This is a genomic window from Altererythrobacter sp. TH136, from assembly GCF_007065885.1.
Lineage (GTDB): Bacteria > Pseudomonadota > Alphaproteobacteria > Sphingomonadales > Sphingomonadaceae > Tsuneonella.
This window is the reverse complement of sequence record NZ_CP041409.1, coordinates 1-15,026: the sequence shown is the minus strand read 5'-3', so window position 1 is coordinate 15,026 and position 15,026 is coordinate 1. Positions and strand designations below refer to the sequence as shown.

Annotated in this window: 15 protein-coding genes and 1 pseudogene; 15 read left to right on the top strand and 1 reads right to left on the bottom strand. The window is 64.2% G+C overall.

Annotation, left to right across the window (positions count from 1 at the left end):
- The first annotated feature begins 1 nt into the window (after position 1).
- The 14 genes from cpaB (at position 2) to C0V74_RS00015 (ending at position 12,271) form a co-directional block, all read left to right on the top strand.
- Entirely contained in the window at positions 2-976 is a 975-nt protein-coding gene (cpaB, locus tag C0V74_RS00075) for a Flp pilus assembly protein CpaB (protein ID WP_143250131.1), read from the top strand.
- A complete protein-coding gene (locus tag C0V74_RS00070; protein WP_143250130.1) occupies positions 973-2,418 on the top strand; it encodes a type II and III secretion system protein family protein in 1,446 nt (481 codons plus the stop codon). The genes cpaB and C0V74_RS00070 overlap by 4 nt, the downstream gene beginning before the upstream one ends.
- Positions 2,408-2,683 carry a hypothetical protein gene (locus C0V74_RS00065; protein ID WP_246844892.1) on the top strand — a complete coding sequence of 92 codons (276 nt, stop codon included), beginning with the start codon at positions 2,408-2,410 and terminating at the stop codon, positions 2,681-2,683. The genes C0V74_RS00070 and C0V74_RS00065 overlap by 11 nt, the downstream gene beginning before the upstream one ends.
- Before the next feature lie 11 nt (positions 2,684-2,694).
- Complete coding sequence (locus tag C0V74_RS00060) at positions 2,695-4,377, top strand: pilus assembly protein TadG-related protein (RefSeq protein ID WP_143250129.1); 1,683 nt, start codon at positions 2,695-2,697, stop codon at positions 4,375-4,377.
- The gene (locus tag C0V74_RS00055; RefSeq protein ID WP_143250128.1) at positions 4,374-4,898 is read left to right on the top strand and encodes a TadE/TadG family type IV pilus assembly protein; all 525 of its coding nucleotides are present in this window, start codon (positions 4,374-4,376) and stop codon (positions 4,896-4,898) included. The genes C0V74_RS00060 and C0V74_RS00055 overlap by 4 nt, the downstream gene beginning before the upstream one ends.
- Before the next feature lies 1 nt (position 4,899).
- On the top strand, positions 4,900-5,562 hold the full coding sequence (locus tag C0V74_RS00050) for a TadE/TadG family type IV pilus assembly protein (protein ID WP_143250127.1): 663 nt from the start codon (positions 4,900-4,902) through the stop codon (positions 5,560-5,562).
- 8 nt (positions 5,563-5,570) lie between these two features.
- Positions 5,571-6,767: an AAA family ATPase gene (locus C0V74_RS00045; protein WP_143250126.1), complete on the top strand. Its 1,197-nt coding sequence runs from the start codon at positions 5,571-5,573 to the stop codon at positions 6,765-6,767.
- Entirely contained in the window at positions 6,764-8,140 is a 1,377-nt protein-coding gene (locus C0V74_RS00040) for a CpaF family protein (RefSeq protein WP_143250125.1), read from the top strand. Before C0V74_RS00045 ends, C0V74_RS00040 begins: the two co-directional genes overlap by 4 nt.
- Before the next feature lie 23 nt (positions 8,141-8,163).
- Complete coding sequence (locus C0V74_RS00035; protein ID WP_246844891.1) at positions 8,164-9,141, top strand: type II secretion system F family protein; 978 nt, start codon at positions 8,164-8,166, stop codon at positions 9,139-9,141.
- A gap of 1 nt (position 9,142) precedes the next feature.
- Positions 9,143-10,120, top strand: a complete 978-nt coding sequence (locus tag C0V74_RS00030; protein ID WP_143250123.1) for a type II secretion system F family protein — start codon at positions 9,143-9,145, stop codon at positions 10,118-10,120.
- Between the two features lie 77 nt (positions 10,121-10,197).
- On the top strand, positions 10,198-10,836 hold the full coding sequence (locus C0V74_RS12785; RefSeq protein ID WP_168194110.1) for a hypothetical protein: 639 nt from the start codon (positions 10,198-10,200) through the stop codon (positions 10,834-10,836).
- A gap of 7 nt (positions 10,837-10,843) precedes the next feature.
- Positions 10,844-11,320, top strand: coding sequence for a prepilin peptidase (locus C0V74_RS00025; RefSeq protein ID WP_168194109.1), 477 nt, complete (start codon positions 10,844-10,846; stop codon positions 11,318-11,320).
- 206 nt (positions 11,321-11,526) lie between these two features.
- Complete coding sequence (locus C0V74_RS13050) at positions 11,527-11,934, top strand: M23 family metallopeptidase (RefSeq protein WP_349236015.1); 408 nt, start codon at positions 11,527-11,529, stop codon at positions 11,932-11,934.
- Between the two features lie 88 nt (positions 11,935-12,022).
- Positions 12,023-12,271: a hypothetical protein gene (locus C0V74_RS00015; RefSeq protein ID WP_143250120.1), complete on the top strand. Its 249-nt coding sequence runs from the start codon at positions 12,023-12,025 to the stop codon at positions 12,269-12,271.
- Positions 12,272-12,285: 14 nt separating this feature from the next.
- Here C0V74_RS00015 and C0V74_RS00010 read toward each other — a convergent pair whose 3' ends face one another.
- Positions 12,286-12,894: a hypothetical protein gene (locus C0V74_RS00010; protein WP_143250119.1), complete on the bottom strand. Its 609-nt coding sequence runs from the start codon at positions 12,892-12,894 to the stop codon at positions 12,286-12,288.
- A gap of 383 nt (positions 12,895-13,277) precedes the next feature.
- On the opposite strand from C0V74_RS00010, the pseudogene C0V74_RS13045 reads away from it, so the two are divergent.
- Positions 13,278-14,480, top strand: a pseudogene (locus C0V74_RS13045) (lysis protein); the annotation flags it as partial.
- Positions 14,481-15,026 lie beyond the last annotated feature (546 nt).

Here is a 15,026-nt window from a genome sequence, read left to right as displayed (position 1 = left end):
AATGCAGGGACGCAATCTGCTATTGGTCGGTGCAGCCTTGGTGCTCGGCCTTGTGGCTGTCATCTTGGCAAATGCGTACTTCTCAGGTGTCGAACAGAAATCGGAAGCGGAAGCCGAGCAGAACAGGCTCGCCCGCATCGTGGTTGCCACTCAGCCGCTCGAATTCGGGCAGCCGCTGACCGCGCAAAACCTCAAGCTTCAGAATTGGCCCGCCTCTTCCGTGCCACAGGGAGCGTTCACCTCCATTCCCGCCGCTCTCAAGGACAATCGCGTGGCACTTCGCCCGATCGTCCCCGGAGAGCCAGTGCTGGCCAGCAAGGTCAGCGGCACCGATGGCCGCGCTACGCTCGCCGCTCTCCTGCCCGATGGCTTTCGGGCGATTTCGATTCCGGTTGACAATGTGAACGGCGTGGCCGGATTCGTGCTGCCGGGAATGCTGGTCGATGTGCTGCTGCTGCGCCAGATCGAAGGCGACGGTGCCAGCCCACAGGATCAGCGCGCCGATGTCGTGCTCGAAAGCGCGCAAGTCCTGGCGGTCGATCAGATGGCCAACGACAAGGAGGGCAACCCCCTTCCTAGCAAGACGGTAACCCTAGCCGTAAACCCCACCGATGCCTCGCGTCTGGCAGTAGCCAACCGGATGGGTACCCTCCAGCTTACCCTGCGCAAGATAGAGCCCGATTTCGTAGTCGACGGTGAAGGCCCACATCAGCGCGTCGCCAAGACGATGACCAGTCGCAATCTCGGCATGCCGCGCCTTGCGATCGGCGGCCGTGGCGGCGGGGGCGGCGGCGGTTCGGGTGGTGGCAACACCGCCAGCGCGCCGCGCGCGCCCGTCTTCGCCTCGATCAGCCCGCCCGCCACCGGCTCCGTGCCCGCGGCGGCCGTGCCTGTCTATTCCGGCCCCGCGATGACTGTCGTGCGCGGCACCGAGCCGACCAATTACGAAGTCGGCACCCTGGGAGGCCGTCGATGAACTCGTTCCGCACCATGTGCGCCGCACTGGCGCTCTCCGCCGCCGGCCTGACCGCCGCGCCGGCGCTGGCCCAGTCGAGCGGCATCCACGCCGGATCGATTGAGGTTCCGGTCAACAAGAGCCAGGTCGTCTCCGCCGACCGGGCTATCGCCCGCGCGATGGTCGGCAATGCCGAAGTGGCCGATGTGCTGCCGATCTCCGAACAGTCGGTCTATGTGCTGGGTAAGAAGTTCGGCACCACCAGCCTCACCCTCTACGACCGCGCCAACCGCGTGATCGCGGTGATGGATGTCGAGGTGGGGCCCGATGTCGAAGGTCTTCGCACGCAGATTGCCGAGCTCGTCCCCGGGCAGCCGGTGGAAGCGCGCATCTCGGCCGGCAAGCTGGTGTTGACCGGGCTCGTCAACGATGCCGGCGCCGCTAACCGCGCCTACCAGATCGCCAAGGCTTACGGCGGCGAAGACGTGATCAACATGATCCAGGTCGGCGGCAGCCAGCAGGTCATGCTCGAGGTCAAGTTCGCCGAGATCAACCGCCAGATGGGTGAGCGACTGGGGGTCGGTGGCTTCGGCCTGTCGAACGACGGCACCTTCCGGGGTGCGATCGGAGAAGGCGCTGGGCTCGACGCCGAAAACGGCCTGACGCTTGGCGCGATCGTCGATTCCTTCGGCATCCTCAGCAAGGCGTTCAGCATCGGATCGCTCAACATCGATGCGACGCTCGACGTGCTGGAGCGCAAGGGCCTGTCGAAGACCCTCGCCGAACCGACCCTGGTGGCGCTGTCCGGTGAACGCGCCTCGTTCCTGGCAGGCGGCGAGTTCCCGATCCCCGTCGCACAATCGAGCGGCGGCAGCGGCGGCGGTGGCAATACCATCACCGTCGAATTCAAGCCGTTCGGCGTGAGCCTGGGGTTCACGCCCACGGTGCTGAGCGACAAGGTGATCAGCCTGGTGGTCGAACCCGAAGTCAGCTCGATCGATTCGAGCGCCTCGGTCACCGTCAACGGCCTGACCGTGCCCGGCCTGCAGACTCGCCGCGCCAGCACCACGGTGGAGCTGCGCGACGGCGAAAGTTTTGCCATCGCCGGTCTGCTGCGTAACGATTACCAGACGACGGTGCGCCAGCTTCCGCTGCTGGGCAACATCCCGATCCTGGGCGCATTGTTCCGCTCTTCCAGCTTCCAGAAGGGCGAGACCGAGCTGCTGATCGTCGTCACTCCGCGGCTTGTCGCGCCGATCCGTCCCGAACAGGTGCGCCTGCCGACCGACCGGATCGCCGATCCAAAGCCGACCGACGTCCTCACCACCGGTGACAGCTATCGCCCGGTCGCCCTGCCCCCGCAGCCCGGCGCTGTGCCGATCGCAGCCGCCGGAGCGGCCTCGCAGCCTGCCGCGGCGGCGACCGCCGCCGCCACCACCGAGGGAGACGGATATGCGTATTAACGCCCGAAGCGCCGGGATCCTCGCCCTGCTGCCGGCGGTGGCGGCGTGCACGCATAACTATCCCGGACCGCCCGCATCCGAGTTCGGCGAGGCCAACCGCCAGACGATGGCGGCCCAGGTCGTCGACCCGGACCCGCAGTATGACACGCTCAACCCGCCCACCAGCGGCGAGCACGCCGGACAGGCGGCGGAGCGCTATCGCACCGACAAGGTCAAGCAGCCGGTGCGGCAGACGACGTCCTCAGGGTCCGGCGGGCCGCAGTAGGCTGGTGTGCGGTGATCACGCGAACCCGACAGTTCTGGCGTGACCAAGGCGGCGCGGTCGCCGCGACGTATGCCATTGCGCTGACTGGCCTCGTGATCGTGGCCGGCGTCGGTTACGATTACACCCGCATGGTCGCGATCGACAGCGAGCTGCAGAACGCCGCCGACCAGGCCGCCCTCGCCGCTGCCACACAGCTCGACGGCCGGGGGCCCGTGGGCACGACCCCGGGGGCATGCGCCCGGGCGAGCGCGGCCGCCGTTGGCCTCTTGAGCAATCTCAGCATGCTGTCCAACGACGGCGGCGGCAACCAGATCACGGTCACCGGCACCAACGCGTGCGGCGCGGGCGATCTGACGAAGCGCCCGGGCGAGGCCGGCTTCCAGTGGGTCAGGTTCTTCAAGGACCGAAACAAGACGCAGGTGGCCAATACCGATGCGGAGGCCAAGTTCGTCGAGGTTTTCGTGAACCCGCGCGAGGCGCTCTACGCGCTCACGCCGATCATGGCGACGGCGCGCGGATCGGGCGATCTTCACGCAGCCGCGCTCGCCGGGGTCGGCAGCGCGGTGTGCAAGGTGCCGCCGATCATGATCTGCAGCCCCGATCCTACCAAGCCGTTCAATGCCGACGGACGTACCGGCCAAGGCATCGTCGCAACCGGGCATTCAACCAAGAGCGCGGGCCAGGGCGGCGCACCTGGCGACGACATCAACAACAAATGGTCACCCGGCAATTTCGGCTTCTTGCAGGTTCAGGATGGCACAGCGAACAGCCGCAACGCCCGCCTCCTCCAGGCACTCGCCTTCGCGAACCCGCCGATCGACTGCGTCTCGGTCGACGGCAACCGCGTGAACACCGGCAACCCGCAAGGCCTCTACGACGCGATCAACACACGCTTCGGCATCTACGATTTCCCCTCCAACGGAGGAAACGCGCTGTCGAGCTGTGAGGGCGGCGACTGCCCGCCGGCGCCGAACGTGATCATGGATCACGTCAACACGGGCAACGGCAACGGCGGTGGCGGCGGAAACAGCAACGGTAATAACGGTAATGGGGGCGGCGGCAGCGGTGGCAGCGGCGGCGGCGGCGGAAACACCTGCCGCATGGGCAACAACGGGTTCCAGATGCCCAGCGGAGGCAATGAATTCAATCCGGTAGCGGTCTCGCCCGCGAATTCGAGTACCCGGTACGATAGCAATATCTCCCGCATGGGCCTGCCGCGCGATCTTTGCCACTATGACACCTTCAACGGCACGGGCCTGTGCGGCAGCGTCGCGGGCGGCCGCTTCGGCGACGGAGTGTGGGCGCGCGAGGACTACTTCGCCACCAACCACGCCGGCGTGACCCGTCCAACCGGGTGGGAAACCATCACGCGCTACAAAACCTACTTATGGGAGATCGGTGCCGGACGGGGACGTGCGCCCGTGTGTGGTCTTCCCGCCGGCGATGCCAATCGCCGCGTCATGACCCTGGCGGTGGTATCGAATTGCGCCCAGCTATCCGGCACCTCCACCGAGGTGATCATCGACGAATGGATCGACGCGTTTCTGGTGGAGCCCTCGACCGACAATGCCGACCGGCACAATCCTTTCCGTGATGCGGTCTATTTCGAGATCATCGGGAAGTCGCGCCTCGCGGGCAATGGCACGTATTCTTCGCAGGAGGTACGGCGCGACGTGCCGTATCTCATTCAATGAGGCGATCGCTGACCCTCTGGCGCTGCGAAAGCGGTGCTGCGGCCGCTGAGCTGGCCCTGTGCCTGCCGATGGTCATGGTGCTGATGTTCGGCGGGTTCGAAGCCGGCAATTACATGCTGGCTGAGCACAAGGTCATTAAGGGCGTGCGGGACGGCGCCCGCTACGCCGCGCGCCTGCCGTACGAGTACTATACCGGATGCGGCCCTGATCTTACGGTGCCTGCCTCGGGCACCGGACTCCCGTCGATCGCCGATGTCAAAGAAGACATCGCCAACGTCACCCTCAGCGGCAAGCCTGGCGGGGGCGTGGCACGCATCTACGGCTGGGATGCCGCCGATGTCAGCGTAAGCGTCTCGTGCCACGCGGCCACTACCACGGGCATCTACGAGGACCTCGGAACCGCGCCGCGGGTGCTTGTCTCGAGCAAGGTCGCCTATCCCTCGCTGTTCGGCGCGCTTGGCTTCGACACCGAGGGCGCCATCGTCCGTGCGCAAGCGCAGGCCGCGGTCATGGGGCTATAGCATGTTGCGCGTGCTCCGCTCCTTCATGCAAGACCGCAGCGGCGCCTCTGCTGCGGAATTCGCGTTGGTGCTGCCGACGTTCTTGCTGTTCCTGCTCGGGATCATCGATGTCGGCCGGTTCATCTGGTTCGTTAACGAAAACGAAAAAGCCGCGCAGATCGGAGCGCGCTGGGCAGTGGCGACCGACATCATACCAGGCGGCGACATCGGTTGTGCTACCTCTGGAGCGGCTACTGCGGGCCTGAAATGCTACAGTTATGCGATCAATGGCATCGTTGATCAGGGCCTGCCCGTGCCACAGGCAAATTTCCCGACGGTCACCTGCAGCTCACCAAGCGGGACCCTTGCCTGCGCATGCGCTGCGACCTGCCCGTTCAGCACGACTATCGACGCGACTGCGCAAACCGCCTTTGATGCGCTGGTGGGCCGCATGCAGGACATCCAGCCGCGGCTGAATTCTGCGGATGTCGACGTCGAATATGCCTGGTCCGGCTTGGGCTATTCGGGCGATCCCAACGGACCCGATGTAGCGCCCGTCGTCACCGTGCGGATCGATAGTCTTGAATTTCGTCCTCTCTTCCTCGGCAGCCTGATCGCGATAGGTATTCCCGGCGCATCGTATTCGCTGACGATGGAAGACGGTGCCGGAACGTACTCCAACTAGGTGCGACAATGACCAGCCAGGCTCACCCCTTCCCCATGCGAGACGCCATGAACGCCAGCTTGACCGGCCAGACGCTGATTGTTGCCGAGGATCGCTTCCTTTCAAGTCTTCACGCGCTCGAGCCGGCAGGCGTAATGGGCGCCGCTGCGTTGCATCCGCTCCCGGCCTACGCCGCCATCCCCGACGACCTTGTTCGGAACGTGCGCGTGATGGTGCTTGAGGTGGATGCTGGTGATGACGCTTCACTGCGTAGGCTTGCCGCCATTCGCGCCGGTCATCCTACCGTCGCGATCATAGCAGCCCTGCGGCAGACGGATCTTTCCCTGGTGCGCGCCCTGATCCGGCAGGGCGTGATCGACGTTACCGAACTGCCATTTTCACTCCCGCAGCTGCAGGAGCAGTTGCTTGACGCATGGTCATCGCAGGCGGAACTGCAGTCGCCGGCCGACCTTGGCCAGTCGATCTCCCTGATCGGCGCGACCGGGGGCGCCGGCGCGACCAGCGTGCTGACGCATCTCGCTTCCGCTCTCAGCAAGAAGAACGAAGGCAGTCGCGGGGTCTGCCTGGTCGATCTCGATTTGCAGAAAGGCACGGTCGCCTCGTATCTTGGTCTCGAACCGCAAGTGAGCATCCAGTCGCTGCTCGATGCCGGCACCCGGCTCGACCGCGAACTGATGCAAAGCGCGGTGACCGACACGGCCCTTGGCTTCAGCGTCATTGCCGCCCCATCGGTGATCGCACCGGTGGACCGGATCGACGTCGACCATCTCATCGCGACAATCAAGCTGATCCAGGCCAGCTTTGACTACGTGGTGTTCGATCTCCCGCCGATGTGGACCGACTGGTCCCTGTCGCTGGTGAGCTGGTCAAACCAGATTCTGCTTCTCACCGACACGTCGATCTCCGGTCTCAACCAGGCGAAGCGGACACTCAACCTCCTGTCCAGCGTCGAGGTGCCCGCCAATCGCACGGGTGTGGTCGTCAATCGTGTGGAGCGCGGCGTATTTCGCAGCCTCCGGACCCCCGATATCGAGCGGACTTTGGGTGCGCCGCTGCTGGCAACGATTGCCGACGCCGGTCCGCCGCTGCGCGCGGCGCAGGACCAGGGGCTGCTGATCTCGGCGACCCATGGCAAGAATCGCTTTTCAACCGATATCGCCGCGCTTGCCGGAATGATCGTTGACGGTGCAGGATCCGACCGATGAACGCGTGGTCGATCAAGCTACCGACCGCGTCTCAGCCAACGCGGTCCACGGTCACCGATTCCAACATCGTTGCGAAGGCGACGGCCGACACGCCGGCGCCTGACCGTAATCTCGGCCTGAAAGTCTCCATCCATCGCGCCCTGCTCGACAAGATCAACCTGGCCGCGCTCGACCAACTTCCCCGCGCGCAGATCGAGCAGGAGATACGTGACATCGTCCGCGAGCTTCTCGCGGAGCGCCGCGAGGCTTTGAACGCGGCCGAACGCGACGCCTTGGTAATCGAGGTCCTCGATGAACTGTTGGGGCTCGGCCCGCTCGAGCCGCTGCTCAAGGATGAGTCGATCACCGATATCCTCGTCAACGGCCATCTCACCGTGTTTGTCGAGCGGCTCGGTCTACTTGAGCGGGTGCAGACGCGCTTTCAGGATGAGAAGCATCTGCTGCGGATCATCCAGAAGATCGTCAGTGCCGTGGGGCGGCGGATCGACGAATCCTCGCCATTTGTCGATGCTCGCCTCGCCGATGGCTCGCGCGTCAACGCGATCATCGCGCCGCTGGCGATCGATGGTTCGCTGCTCTCGGTGCGCAAATTCGCGAAGAAGCGGATCGGGATCGATCGCCTGATTGAACTCGGCAGCGTCCCTGAGCCGATGGCGCAAGTCATGCGGGCGATGGTGGCATCGCGGAAGAACGTGCTGATTTCCGGCGGCACCGGCTCGGGCAAGACGACGCTGCTCAACGCGATGTCCTCGTTCATCGATTCGCGCGAGCGGATCGTCACGATCGAAGATTCGGCTGAATTGCAGTTGCAGCAGGAGCACGTGGCGCGTCTCGAAACCCGCCCGGCCAACATCGAAGGTCGCGGCGAGGTGAATCAGCGTGACCTCGTCAAGAACGCGCTCCGCATGCGGCCGGACCGCATCATCATCGGTGAAGTACGCGCCGGGGAAGCCTTCGACATGCTCCAGGCGATGAACACCGGCCACGACGGCTCGATGACCACGGTGCACGCGAACACGCCGCGCGACGCGCTGTCCCGCATCGAGCAGATGATCGGCATGAGCGGGATCGAAATATCACCCGCCTCCGCGCGTGCCCAGATCGCCTCGGCAATCGACATCGTGGTTCAGGTCGCTCGTCTGGCCGACGGACGCCGCAAGGTGACCAGCCTAACCGAGGTGACCGGCATGGAAAGCTCGACCATCACCATGCAGGAGATCTTCCGCTACAAGATCACCGGCCGGTCCGATCAGAATGAAGTGCTGGGCCACTTCGAGGCAACCGGTATTCGGCCCAAGCTGCTCGCGGATGCAAGCGCCAGCGGCATCGACTTGCCCGCGGACCTGTTCCGTCCCGAGTTGCAGTTCTCCTGATGCTCGACCTTATTGTCCGCGTCGTGATCCTGCTGGCGATCTTCGCCTCGGTCTTCCTGCTCAGCCAGGTCTTGCTCGGCACGGTTTGGCGCAACCGGGCTCGCGTCGCCGCGGTCAACAAGCGGCTTCAACTGATCCGGCAAGGCAACGATCGATTGGAGATCGCCGCACAGCTTCGCAAGAACGCACCAAGCGACTTCAAGGAATTACCCGGTCCGGTCGCCGCCTTCATGCGCAGCCTGCAGCGCTCGCTCTTCGCGTCCGCCATCCCGCTTACCCTGCAGCAGCTGCTCCTGGGCATGGGCGCGGGGATGCTGCTGGTCGCGACAGTTTTGCTTCTGAGCGCCTCGTTCTCGGGCTTTCCGCTGACACCTGGCGTCTTCCTGTTGTGCTTCGCGTTCGCCTTTGCCGTGGCGGTCGGCCTGCCGGTGATGATTATCAACGGCATTGGCCAGCGGCGGCGGAAAAAGATGGAGCAGCAATTCCCGATTGCGCTCGACATCTTCGTGCGGGCACTCCGCTCGGGCCATCCGGTCGCCGGTGCGATCAATCTGCTGACCAATGAAATGGAAGACCCTCTGGGCAGCGAATTCGGCCTCATCGGCGACGAGGTGGCTTATGGCGCCGACCTGACCGACGCTCTCGACGCCATGGCCGACCGCTGGGACCTTGAGGACATTCGTATGTTCGTCGTCAGCCTGGCGGTCCAGAGTGAAACCGGCGGCAACCTCGCCGAGATTCTCGAGAACCTGTCGACCATCATCCGTGCCCGCGCGAGCCTGTACCTGAAGGTCCGCGCGCTCAGTTCCGAAGGCAGGATGACCGGATGGATTCTCACCGTCCTTCCGGTACTGACCTTTGTCGGCATGTTCCTCGTCAATCCGGCCTTCTACCTCGACGTTGCTCAGGACATCATCTTCATCATCGGGCTGCCGTTGATGATCCTGTGGTATTTCATCGGCGTCTTCTGGATCCGCGCCCTCGTGGACATCAAGGTCTGACATGATCGAGCTCGCCGCACAGAACGCAACGTTCCGCATCTTGCTGCTCCTCGCCGTGTTCGGCGTAGTGGCCGGTTTGTCGCTCCTTGGCCTGAGTTACGCAAATCGCAGGCTAACCGTGCGCGACCAGCTCGGACGTCTGACTTCGGGCCCTGCGCTCGTGCCCGGACAATCGGAAAGTCTGCGCGCACGCGAGAGCAAAACCGCTTGGAGCCAGCTCGCCGCTGCGGTCGAGAGGGCGGGCCTCAATCTTGCCGATACCAAGAACGAACGCCTCACCGCGCTGCTGAAGCAAGCCGGGTTCACCTCGCCATCCGCGACACGCATCTACACGCTCGTTCGGCTGATGCTGATTTTCGTGCTGCCGCTCGGTTATATCGTGCTCGCTTACTCGAGCGACGAGCCAGTGTCGTTCCTCAAGGTCTATTTCATCGGCTCGGTGCTGGCATTGGTCGGCCTGTACTTGCCGAACCTCTACGTCCGGGCGCGAGCGGACCGGCGCAAGGAAGCGATCATCAATGGCTTCCCCGACTGCCTCGATCTGCTGCTGGTGTGTGTCGAATCCGGCTTGGGGCTCGAGGCCGCGATGGACCGGGTCGGACGCGAAATGGTCAACTCGCACCCGAAGGTCGCGGAGCTGCTCATGATCACTGTCCTGCAATTGCGGGCCGGCTCCTCGCGTGACGAAGCCTTCCGCAAGCTTGCCGAGGAATCGGCGGTCGACGAAATCCGAGCCTTCACCACCTTGATCATCCAGTCGGACAAGCTGGGCACGAGCGTAGCCACCACCTTGCGCGTTTACGCAGCGGAAATGCGCGAGCGTCGCCAGATGCGTGCCGAGGAAAAAGCGCACCGCCTTCCGGTGCTCATTTCCATACCACTCGTCGCGTGCATGCTCCCGACGATGATCGGCACGCTCATGCTCCCCGCGGCGGTCCTCATGGTCCGCAACATCTTCCCGCTCATGTCAGGAGGCTGAATATGTCCCCAAACCATTCCAGGACGAGAACCGCAGCTCTGGCTGTCGCCATCGCATTGTCGCTTGGCGGATGCCAGATGCTCGGAATGGGCGGCCAGTCGCGCAGCGCGCTACATACGCAGGCATTGCCGGAAAACTTCGGTGCAGAGCAACTCGAGGAAGGCCGCACTGCTTTGGTCGAGAACCGCACATCGGATGCGATCGCCGCATTCATGATCGCGAAGTCCTACCCGGAGCATGCGGCCGCGGCTTTCAACGGCTTGGCAGTGGCGTACAGCCGCCTCGGTCGCGGCGACCTCACTGAACGGTTTTTCCAGACCGCGATCGCTCTTGCACCCGAAGAGGAAAAGCACCGCTCCAATTTGGCGCTGTTCTACACCCGCAACGGGATGCCGCGCGCCGCGGAACCCGTGCTGGCAGTGCCCTTGCCCGAGCCTCAACCAAGCGCCACGGCCGCCCCAACCATGCAAGTCGCCGCCGCGCCCCAGCGCGTCGATGCCGTCAAAAGCCTGCGCGGCGGGATAACCGTGCAATCCTCAAGCACCGCAGCGCACCGTGTATCCGTGAACGAGGTCCGGATCGGGTCCGAACCTGTGGCACGCGACAGCCGTCAGGCCGTCATCCAAGTCGGGCGCGCAGCAACGCCGTCCTATCCGATCCGCTTCGCGCTGTCGGAGATCAGGACCGAGGACGGCCGGGCCGAGCCCAAGGACTGACAACCCGGTGGGCGACAAGCTGGCCTTGCCTGAGATCGCCTTCCTGGCGTTGCTTATCGGACTGGTCGCTACGGCCTGCTGGACAGACATATTCCAGCGAAAAATCCCCAATTGGGTCTGCGCAGTGACGGCGCTCGCGGGTCTTGCTTACGTGGGCGTCGAGCAAGGCTGGCAAGGCGCGGCCCTAGCTCTGGCTCATCTAGCTGCGGCACTGATCGTGACCATGGCGCTGTTCGCGATGAAGGTCATCGGCGCGGGCGACGCCAAGTTCTATGCAGCCATTGCGGCATGGTTGCCGATCGATCGTGGTCTCCTGCTGCTGGCCGCAGTGGGAGCCAGCGGGCTCATCCTGCTGGTCGTTTTCCTCGTCACCCGACTAAATGGCCGGACTCGTAGGACACCTGGAGAGTCTACTGATTTCGACAAGTTGCCTTACGGGGTCGCCATTGGCTTCGGGGGCCTTGTCGCGGTGTTGCTCGCATGACCCGGGGATCTGCCTGGAGGAATGTCGCCGTTCTCCAAGCGGTGGCGGCGAGCGCTGGTTGGTGCGCTGTACGGGCGGAGGAGGTGTCAACCGCGCCCACCCCTACGGCGTATTCCGCTGCAAAGCCGGTGATTACCGTCAGCAAGGCTGGCGACGGCCTCGGAGCACCGATTGCGCTGCACGGCGCGGTCCGTGCGGACCAACGAATGGCGTTCGCCTCATCGGCGGCGCAGCGAGTGGACGGGCGTCCGCTTGCATCGTCGTCCTTGACCAGCCGCTTCGGAATGCGCGGACATCCCGTATCCGGCGGGGTTCGCATGCATAGCGGCGTCGATCTGGCCGCGCCTGCAGGTTCGCCGGTCTACGCGACGGCGAGCGGAGTGGTATCGTTTGCCAACTGGAACGGCGGCTACGGGCAACTGGTGGTGGTCGACCACGGCAACCAGATCCAGACGCGCTTTGCACACCTTTCCCGTTTGCTGGTCGCTCCGGGACAGAGGGTAAGCAAAGGCCAGGTAGTCGGCCTGGTCGGCTCCACCGGCCGCTCGACCGGGCCGCATCTGCACTACGAAATCCGGCAGGCTGGACGGGCAGTCAATCCGCTGACGCGATGACCGAAGCAGCGCCCATTTAACGGGATATAAACTCTGTTCGCCCAGTTAGTGTCGCATGCTTGGTTCGTTATCATCCCTCGCTGCGGCTATGCTGAAAGTGGGTGTCGTCGCGCTGGTCCTCAACGAAATCCGTGGGCTGGTGCTTGCGGTGCCCGTGCTGTGGGGCATGTACGAGGCGGGGGGGACGCTGATGGCCATATGGCTGGGGCTTTGTTCACTTGGCGGGATCGCATTGTCGGTGATCATCCCCGCCGTCGCCGCCAGCCAATTGCGCAAGCGCATCGCGCGGAACAGCGATCGAGCGCCAGCCTCGCGAAGCGCAGTTCCGGCGCAGTAGGCTCTCTGTAGCGTCTAATTTCGCAAGATGACCCGATTATTGATCGGATCGTAATTGACCGATAGGCCTCGCGCTCTCAGCGACGAAAAGCTTGTGCGATCCTGCCCCGATTGGGCCACCGCGTCTGCCAACGGCGGATTGGCCGTCGCTACAGCACTCGACAAGGCAGCACTATCGATCGTGATGGCACCTGCGGGATCGATCCACATGGGCGCCACCCCCACCTCGATGCCATCATAAAAGAGCGGCATCGCAACCGGAATCACGCCATTGTCCGACGGGGCTTCCAGCTTTGCCCCAGGCAGGCGGAATGAGACCGGGACTAGGCCTGGTAATACTCCTGGCGAAACGCTTTTAGTACGGGGCTCGACCTGCAGGGTTGCCGGACCTTCGAGGCCTTTCGACTGCGATGGCGCCAAAATCTCTTGGCCCGGTGACGCCAGCTCGGGTCTGCGAAACGGCGTCGCCACCTGACGGTCCGGTATTTCGAACCGGAGCGGGTATATGGGAGCGGCAAGCCGTCCTGCCCCTCCCGCCTGGATCAGTGAAACGCCGCCGAGCAGCGCCAGCGCCGCCGCGGCAACGGCCGATACAGCGACTTTGTCCCTCAATACAGATGCCATCTTGGCTCTCCCCCGGGATGTCGGCTGTCCTCAGCGACTCGGAACCCTCGCCCGCCTTCAACAGAAGATCGCTTCAGAACACCGCAGGCAATTTCAAGAGTCAACTTGTGTCAGCCTGGATCAACTAACGATCCGAGAGCGCACGATTGAACTCAGGACCGCTCTCGCTGGTGCTATAATGGTAAATAAGCTTGTAACCTTTTCGGAATCCTGTTCGACTTGAACTAACGAACGACTCGCATGGGCTACCCGGCTGGTGAGTGCGTTCAGGGCCGCGCGATTGGGGGTTGAGTTTCCAGCTTGTCTGGAACTTCTCGCGGCACGCCTTCCGATCTCGTTGATGTGCCGCGCGATGCGAACGCAGTCTCAGATTGGACAGGACTATGGACTTCAATGAAAACACGCTGGCGGGTGCGGACCGCTCAGTCGGTGACGAGTCCTCCAATCTGATGCAGGCCAATGTCTCTGCGGCGGCCCCACGCGGCAGGGCTGCGGCGCAGGTTCTCGCTCCCGATGCCGCAGGCGTCGTAATCCTCCCGCCCGGTACCGAACTCGACAACATCCGTGTCGAGGGGCGCGATCTGGTCATCACCGGTGCCGATGGAACGCGTTACGTCATTCCCGACGGCGCCATTGTCATGCCGCAACTGGTTATCGGCGATGTCGCGATACCGCCGCTCAACCTCGCGGCACTCCTCATCGGCAACGAGCCGCAGCCTGCCGCAGGCAACCCGCAGAGTTCCGGCGGCGACTTCGCCGGTCCGGTCGATCCGCTCCAGGCAGCGTTCGGCCTGGGTGATCTGCTCCCCTACACCGAGCTCAGCTTCCCCCAACCGGAAGAACAGGAAATCATCCCGCAGCTCATCGATCGCGAGCCGGATGTATTCGTCGTCACCCCCGACCAGCCCGCGGGTGCCACGCTCGCTACCGCGCAAGTTGCAGAAGCAGGGCTGCCGGCGCGCGGCAACGGCGAACCGGCGGGCAGCGACGCCGGTGCCGCTTCGGAAACCACGATTGGGACTATCCAGATCGCAGCGGCGGACGGCCTGGCCTCCGTCACGATCAACGGCACTCCGATCACCGCCATCGGTCAGACGATTGCGGGCAAGAACGGCATCCTGACGATCACCAGTATTGCGCCCGGCGCGATCGGCTACAGCTACACGTTGAGCGACAATGTCGTCGGCAGCACGCCCGGCGATACCTTTGCGGTCACCGTGACCGACACCGATGGTGACACAGCGGACGCTTCGCTCACCGTGTCCGTACTCGACGATGCGCCGGTCGCGAACAACGACACTGACCGGATCGCGGCTGGCACCTACGGACCCGAAACTGGCAACGTGATAACCGGCGCCGCCACCACCAGCGGCGCTGCTGGCGCCGACGTCCAGGGTGCCGACGGCGCGAGCGTGACCGCAGTGAGCGGGTTTGGCGGGAGCGATTCCACGTACGACGCGACCGGAAACCTCGTGGTTGCCGGACAATATGGCACGCTGACCCTGAAAGCGGATGGCTCCTATACCTTTGTTCGTACGCCTGGCACTGCGGGCGGCGTCACCGATACCTTTACGTACACGTTGACTGATGGTGACGGCAGCAGCGACACCGCCACACTCACGATCACCATCGACGACAGCCCCGCAGCGGTCGTCTCCTTGCCGCCCGCAGGATCGGCCGGCACGATCGTCGACGAAGCGGGCCTGCCGGCACGTTCCAACGAGGCGCCAGGTACCGACTCGCCCAGCGATGTCGAGAGCACGAGCGGCACGATCACGGTGTCGGCGCCTGATGGCATCGCCAGCGTCGAGGTAGGCGGGGTCGTCGTCACGGGCCCGGGGCAAGTCATCAGCCTGCCGCAGGGTGCGCTGACGATCACCGCATACGATCCAACCACCGGCACCGTCGACTATACGTTCACGCTCACTGACAACACCGGGGGCGACGACACCACGGTGACGATCCCCGTCACCGTGACCGACGTGGACGGCGATAGCGACAGCGACACGTTCACGATCACGATTATCGATGATGAGCCCACGGCGGTCGCCGACGCAGCCAGTCAGGCGGCGGAGAACGCGCCGGTGACGGTAAACGTCCTGGTCAATGATATCCCAGGTGCAGACAGCGTC

Bases quoted from the DNA above. Each gene is read 5' to 3' on its own strand.
- cpaB (WP_143250131.1), top strand. From the start codon at position 2: ATGCAGGGACGCAATCTGCTATTGGTCGGTGCAGCCTTGGTGCTCGGC.
- C0V74_RS00070 (WP_143250130.1), top strand. From the start codon at position 973: ATGAACTCGTTCCGCACCATGTGCGCCGCACTGGCGCTCTCCGCCGCC.
- C0V74_RS00065 (WP_246844892.1), top strand. From the start codon at position 2,408: ATGCGTATTAACGCCCGAAGCGCCGGGATCCTCGCCCTGCTGCCGGCG.
- C0V74_RS00055 (WP_143250128.1), top strand. From the start codon at position 4,374: ATGAGGCGATCGCTGACCCTCTGGCGCTGCGAAAGCGGTGCTGCGGCC.
- C0V74_RS00050 (WP_143250127.1), top strand. From the start codon at position 4,900: ATGTTGCGCGTGCTCCGCTCCTTCATGCAAGACCGCAGCGGCGCCTCT.
- C0V74_RS00045 (WP_143250126.1), top strand. From the start codon at position 5,571: ATGACCAGCCAGGCTCACCCCTTCCCCATGCGAGACGCCATGAACGCC.
- C0V74_RS00040 (WP_143250125.1), top strand. From the start codon at position 6,764: ATGAACGCGTGGTCGATCAAGCTACCGACCGCGTCTCAGCCAACGCGG.
- C0V74_RS00030 (WP_143250123.1), top strand. From the start codon at position 9,143: ATGATCGAGCTCGCCGCACAGAACGCAACGTTCCGCATCTTGCTGCTC.
- C0V74_RS12785 (WP_168194110.1), top strand. From the start codon at position 10,198: ATGCTCGGAATGGGCGGCCAGTCGCGCAGCGCGCTACATACGCAGGCA.
- C0V74_RS13050 (WP_349236015.1), top strand. From the start codon at position 11,527: ATGGCGTTCGCCTCATCGGCGGCGCAGCGAGTGGACGGGCGTCCGCTT.
- C0V74_RS00015 (WP_143250120.1), top strand. From the start codon at position 12,023: ATGCTGAAAGTGGGTGTCGTCGCGCTGGTCCTCAACGAAATCCGTGGG.
- C0V74_RS00010 (WP_143250119.1), bottom strand. From the start codon at position 12,894: ATGGCATCTGTATTGAGGGACAAAGTCGCTGTATCGGCCGTTGCCGCG.